General features: G+C 40.8%; 5 protein-coding genes. 4 read left to right on the top strand and 1 reads right to left on the bottom strand.

The features are described 5' to 3' along the window. Positions 1-100: 100 nt before the first annotated feature. A complete protein-coding gene (locus VB797_RS21615; protein ID WP_323239800.1) occupies positions 101-451 on the bottom strand; it encodes a peptidoglycan-binding domain-containing protein in 351 nt (116 codons plus the stop codon). A 484-nt stretch (positions 452-935) separates the two neighbouring features. On the opposite strand from VB797_RS21615, the gene VB797_RS21610 reads away from it, so the two are divergent. From VB797_RS21610 to VB797_RS21595, 4 genes are all read left to right on the top strand, one after another. Continuing rightward, complete coding sequence (locus tag VB797_RS21610; RefSeq protein WP_323239799.1) at positions 936-2,132, top strand: iron-containing alcohol dehydrogenase family protein; 1,197 nt, start codon at positions 936-938, stop codon at positions 2,130-2,132. Positions 2,133-2,205: 73 nt separating this feature from the next. Next, positions 2,206-3,417 (top strand): aspartate aminotransferase, encoded by a 1,212-nt coding sequence (locus VB797_RS21605; protein WP_323239798.1) that lies wholly within the window; start codon positions 2,206-2,208, stop codon positions 3,415-3,417. Between the two features lie 48 nt (positions 3,418-3,465). Next, complete coding sequence (locus VB797_RS21600) at positions 3,466-3,789, top strand: metalloregulator ArsR/SmtB family transcription factor (protein WP_323239797.1); 324 nt, start codon at positions 3,466-3,468, stop codon at positions 3,787-3,789. Positions 3,790-4,151: 362 nt separating this feature from the next. Beyond that, positions 4,152-4,862 (top strand): MIP/aquaporin family protein, encoded by a 711-nt coding sequence (locus VB797_RS21595; protein ID WP_416350891.1) that lies wholly within the window; start codon positions 4,152-4,154, stop codon positions 4,860-4,862. Positions 4,863-5,081 lie beyond the last annotated feature (219 nt).

The following is a 5,081-nucleotide window of genomic DNA, read 5'->3' as shown; positions in this document are numbered from 1 at the left end:
CCCCATCTCCTTATCCTCCCCATCTCCCCATCTCCCCATCTCCTTATCCTCCCCATCTCCCCATCTCCCCATCTCCCCATCTCCCCATCCCCTTGCCCAATTAACGAATTTGCTTTAAAGCATTCCAAGTATCATTGTCAATGACTCCAGTAATTGGTACTTTACTGCGACGCTGAAAACTTTGTACTGCTGCTTCCATATAAGGACCGAAATCACCGTCTATGTATCCAACATAGTCAGAAGTTGTTTTTAGGATACGCTGTGCTTTCATTACCATGTCACCACGGCTACCTTTTCTCAATTCTGACATCGGTGCTGGTTCGTTTGTATTTACTTGTTTTGCGCGATCGCCGTTTGCAGCTTGCTCTTCTACAGAAAAAACTCTTTGCTGGTAAGTTTTACCATTAACATCTTTTTCTGGCTGTTGAAATTTATTGTCTAATGGTTCCATGTTATTCCCCTAATCGTCCAAGAGGTTTGTTATCGCTTTGTAGTTTTATCGTTAAAATTCAACTAAATTATTATTTTATTTAAAAGTGTTTACACTCAGAGCCTGATGTAGCTGCTATTACTTGTTGAATTTGTATCTTTATGGTAATAGATTAATCCTTGTTATTTTATTAACTCTTTATTTAATTATATTTAATTGTCGATACTGAATGTCTAAAAAGGTTTTTTGGTTTTACAATGTAATCAAATACACAAATTAACACATAAACATTCAGTTTGCACTTGACGCTACAATTTATGCTTATTTTCGGTAAAATATTAATCCGATCGGTTATTTGGGTGAGTTATTTGTTCATTGAAAGCTAATCCTAATACACTTTAAGATGACCGATGTAATTTGTTCTTTTTCAAATCGGTAATTTTTTAGCGGTAAGGGAATAATCAACTCTGGTGTACGTAAGCGTTAGTTTAATTAAATTAGTTATATGCTTAATCAATCAAAAAAAAGTTCGTTTTTAAGCCTTGCGGTAGCTCCAGCAAAAGTAATTCGCGGCTACCAAATCCTCGACCAAACAGTAGATGCGATCTCTCGTTTGGGAAATCGTCCCTTGGTTATAGGTGGCGATCGCACTCTCAATACTTTAAATATTATCCAAAATTATCTGGAATCATGGCAATCTCAGGGATTAGATTTTGAGCTAGCTTGTTATACTCCCGATTGCAGTGAAAGCAGTTTGGCAGTTTTAAGAAGCAAAGCCCAAGCCCATGAAGCTGATATGATTATCGGTGTCGGTGGTGGTAAAGCCTTGGATACTGCGAAACTCGTAGCACATCAATTACAAATTCCGGTGGTGACAATTCCGACTTCACCGGCTACTTGTGCGGCTTGGACTGCGCTTTCTAACGTGTATTCCGATGCAGGAGCGTTTTTATACGATGTAACTTTGGATAAATGCCCCGACTTACTGGTACTAGATTACGATTTGATTCAAACCGCACCGCAAAATACCTTAGTTGCGGGAATTGGTGACGCGATCGCTAAGTGGTATGAAGCCTCGGTAAGCAGTGGAAATTCAGAACAAACTTTAATTATTGCAGCGGTTCAGCAAGCTAGAGTTTTACGCGATATTTTATTACAAAAATCTGTTGCGGCTTTACAATCTCCTGGAAGCGAAGTTTGGCAAGAAGTTGTAGACGCGACGGTTTTACTCGCTGGAGTCATCGGTGGAATTGGCGGCGCACAATGTCGCACTGTTGCGGCTCATGCAGTGCATAATGGTTTAACTCATGTTTGCGGACGCGGAAGCATTCATGGTGAAAAAGTTGCTTACGGTATTTTGGTGCAGTTGCGTCTGGAAGAAATGCTTCAGGGGAACCAGTTAGCAGCCACTGCTAGACAGCAATTATTGAAGTTTTATGGGGAAATCGGATTACCTCAAAAGCTGGATGATTTGGGTTTGGGTAATATAACTCTCAAACAGTTGTTCTTCGCAGCAGAATTTGCATTACAGCCTAATTCTGATATTCACAGATTGCCGTTCAAAGTTGCGATCGAACAATTAATGGCAGCAATGGTTTCCACCACAGCACCAGTAGAAACAAGTAGTTTATCATCTAGTTTAACCTCCGGGATGAATCAAGGTAAAAAGTTTTCTGGTTCTAAAAGCGAAAAGAAAGGATAAAATAATTGTCTTGTTAGCAATTAATTGCTGTGGTGATTTCAAGAAATCTAATTATTAATCGTAAAATCTGAAAATGAATCTAGACTGGATAATCCCAGCCCAACGGATACAAAAGCTACCCGCTTATCCATTTGCTCGCTTGGATGAATTGAAGACGAAAGCGCGGGAGCAAGGTTTGGATTTGATCGATTTGGGTATGGGAAACCCCGATGGAGCAACACCGCAAGCTGTAATAGATGCCGCGATCGCAGCTTTACAAAATCCCCATAACCACGGCTATCCTCCTTTTGAAGGCACGGCCGATTTTCGTAACGCTATTACTAATTGGTATCATCGTCGTTATGGAGTCAACTTAGACCCCGATAGCGAAGCTTTACCTTTGCTTGGCTCCAAGGAAGGGTTGGGACATTTAGCATTAGCTTACGTTAATCCCGGTGATGTAGTTTTAGTTCCTTCTCCGTCCTATCCCGTTCATTTTCGAGGTCCGTTAATTGCTGGTGGTGAAATCCACAATTTAATTTTAAAGCCAGAAAATGACTGGTTAATTGACTTAACGGCAATACCCGACACCGTTGCAGAGCGAGCTAAAATACTTTATTTTAACTATCCCAACAATCCCACTGCGGCGACTGCACCCCGCGAATTTTTTGAAGAAATAGTCGCTTTTGCTCAAAAATACGAAATTATTTTGGTACATGATTTGTGCTACGCGGAATTAGCATTTGATGGTTATCAACCCACGAGCTTGCTAGAAATTCCCGGTGCAAAAGATATTGGTGTAGAATTTCACACCATGTCTAAAACCTATAATATGGCAGGTTGGCGCGTCGGTTTTGTAGTCGGCAACCGTCATGTCATCCAAGGTTTACGAACGCTGAAAACAAACTTGGATTACGGCATATTTTCCGCATTACAAGTAGCGGCTCAAACTGCTTTACAACTGCCAGATAGCTATTTGCAGCAAGTCCAGCAGCGCTATTCCACCCGTCGCGATTTCCTCATCCAAGGTTTGACAGATCTAGGTTGGGATATTCCCAAAACTAAAGCAACAATGTATTTATGGGTTCCTTGTCCCCCAGGTAACAGTTCCACCGATTTTGCTTTACAGTTATTGCAGCAAACAGGTGTGGTTGTAACTCCCGGCAACGCCTTTGGAATTGGTGGTGAAAATTACATTCGTATCAGTTTAATTGCGGATACCGACCGTCTCGGCGAAGCTTTACATAGATTTAAGCAAGCAGGTATTAGGTATCACTCCCAGCCCGTAATTTCTAGTTCAAAATAAATATGGTTAATTGTAACTAATTGTAAATCTATTCATAAAATAATATTGATGCAATCTCCTGCTGCTACCGTTCCAGATATTATTATTTTCGGCTTTCAAGCTTTATCCGAACCGTTGCGAATTAAAGTATTGCAATTACTGCGAAATCGTGAAATCTGTGTTTGCGATTTGTGCAATATTTTAAATGTAAGTCAATCAAAGCTGTCTTTTCATCTTAAAACCCTTAGAGAAGCGAATTTAGTTTGCGCTCGTCAAGAAGGACGTTGGATTTACTACAGCCTCAATCAACCTCAGTTTGCATTGCTACAGCAGTATTTAGCAGAATATAGCGAATGTCATAAAATTATACCTGCACGTTCTTGCGAAGAATAGGTAATGGGTAATCGGTAATGGGTAATCGGTAATGGGTAATTGAAATTCGCTATAAATAATTTGAGCTCAAATGCTAGCTTTTATGTCAATTTTCTGATTAAAAAGCTCGGTAAACTGATTATTTCAAAGTAATTATGCTTAATTATTAACATTTTTATGACAATCTCTTCTCCCTACTTTCTATGACCAATTCCCAATTTCCAATTCCCTTCTCGACATAACAGACCCTGAACAAAGAAAATATTAATCATATAAATACACCATTCAAATGATTCGCTGCTTGACATATCAACTTTTTTTGAAATAACCTATTTAGGTAAAGTGTGTTTCAGATTTGAGGCGCTATCGTGCCAGTAAAAGGTATAAGTTCAAGTGTAAAGCCTTTGCGCTTAGAGATATTGAGTAGCCTGTGTACAAGAGAAGCTTTAGCAGAAGTTATCGGTACCTTCACTTTAGTATTTGCGGGTACTGGAGCGATAATGGTAAACGCGATCGCAGATGGTAGCATTACGCATTTAGGTATAAGTTTTGTCTTCGGTGCCGTTGTTGCAGCGATGATTTATAGCTTGGGACATATCAGCGGCGCACATTTAAACCCAGCGGTAACTTTAGCATTTTGGACGAGTGGTTTTTTCCCGAGACGGTTAGTTATTCCGTATATTTTGGCACAGGTAATTGGTGCGGTATTAGCTTCAGGCGTACTTTTTGTGAGTTTGGGAAAAGTCGCCAATATGGGTGCAACTTTGCCATTGAACGGTAATTGGCTGCAATCTTTCGTACTGGAATTTATTCTGACATTTATTTTGATGTTTGTGATTTTCGGGTCTGGACTTGATCGACGCGCACACATTGGTTTTGCAGGATTAGCAATTGGTTTAACAGTAGCTCTAGAAGCGGCGTTTATGGGGCCGATTACGGGTGCAAGCATGAATCCAGCGCGTTCATTGGGTCCAGCGTTGGTGGGAAGTATTTGGCAATATCACTGGCTGTACTGGGTAGCACCGATTACAGGAGCGCAATTAGCCGCGATTGTATACCGGCATCTTTCCTATGGGTTTCGGGATATTAAATGATTTTGGATTTTAGATTTTGGATTTTGGATTGGGAATTAGGAGTTAGCAGTTAGCAGTTATGAGTTATGAGTTATGAGTAGTGCGAGCATCTTGCTCGCTGTTTAACTACCCCATCTCCCCATCTCCCGATCTCCCGATCCCCGATCTCCCGATCTCCCGATCTCTCCCTCCCCCATCTCCCGATCTCCCGATCTCTCCCTCCCTCATCTCCCCATCTCC

This window comes from Rivularia sp. UHCC 0363 (assembly GCF_034931125.1).
Taxonomy (GTDB): domain Bacteria; phylum Cyanobacteriota; class Cyanobacteriia; order Cyanobacteriales; family Nostocaceae; genus Rivularia.
This window is presented reverse-complemented; position numbering and strand designations above follow the sequence as displayed.